The sequence below is a fragment of the Streptomyces sp. NPDC030165 genome (assembly GCF_055573595.1).
On sequence record NZ_JBVIBD010000080.1, the window covers coordinates 1 to 1183 of the forward strand.

1 protein-coding gene is annotated in these 1183 nt (G+C 64.8%); it reads right to left on the reverse strand.

The genetic code is table 11. The features are described from left to right. Window positions 1–1183 (reverse strand): amino acid adenylation domain-containing protein (locus ACZ4Z1_RS42505; protein ID WP_468492081.1); only part of this gene is annotated, 1183 nt, incomplete at both ends.

Below are 1183 nucleotides of genomic sequence, written 5' to 3' on the forward strand. Positions count from 1 at the left end.
GGCCTCGATCTCGCCGAGTTCGATGCGGAAGCCGCGGATCTTGACCTGGTCGTCGTTACGGCCCTGGTACTCCAGCGATCCGTCCGGCAACTGCCGCACCAGATCCCCGGTCCGGTACATCCGCGCGTCCGGAACACCGCAGAACGGATCGGCCAGGAACCGCTCAGCGGTCAGCTCCGGCCGGTTCAGATACCCGCGGGCCACACCCGCACCACCGACGTACAACTCCCCCACCACACCGAGCGGCACCGGCTCCCGGCGATCATCGAGCACATACGTCCGCAGGTCAGGAATACGGACACCGATCGGACTCGACGAGCCGTCCGTATCGGCCTCACTCAATTCCCGATACGTCACATGAACCGTCGTCTCCGTAATCCCGTACATATTCACCAAACGGGTACCACGATTGACCGCACGCCCCACCCACGGCTTCAACGCACCCACATCCAGCGCCTCACCACCGAACACCACCACCCGCAGACGATGCTCCGCACCCTCCTCACCCTGCGCCGCCACCAACTGCCGAAACGCACTCGGCGTCTGATTCAGCACCGTCACCCCGGCACCACACACCAGCCGGTAGAACTCCCCCGGATTCCGCGTCACCGCCTGCGGCACCACCACCAACCGCCCACCATGCAACAACGCACCCCACATCTCCCACACCGAAAAATCAAAAGCAAAGGAATGGAACAACGTCCACACATCCCCGCTCCCGAACCCGAACCACCCCTCCGTCGCCGTGAACAACCGCACCACCTGACGATGCTCGACCATCACCCCCTTCGGCACCCCCGTCGACCCCGACGTATAAATCACATACGCCAGGTCAGAGGGCTCGCAGTCCACCTCGTCGCGGGAGAGATCGCCGTTCGGCAGGTCGGCCCAATCCGCCTCGTCCGCCCGAATGTCGACAACCGGAATACCGGGCGCATCCAGTCCCTCCGGTATCCCCCCGTCCACCAGCAGCACCGCCGGCGCACTGTCCCCCAGCACGAACCCCAACCGCTCCACCGGCACCGACGGATCCAACGGCACATACCCACCACCCGCCTTCAACACCGCCAGCACACCCACCACCAACAACTCACTCCGCGCCACACACAAACCCACCAGCACACCCGGCCCCACACCCAACCCACGCAAAAACCGCGCCAGACGATTCGCCCGACCGTTCAAC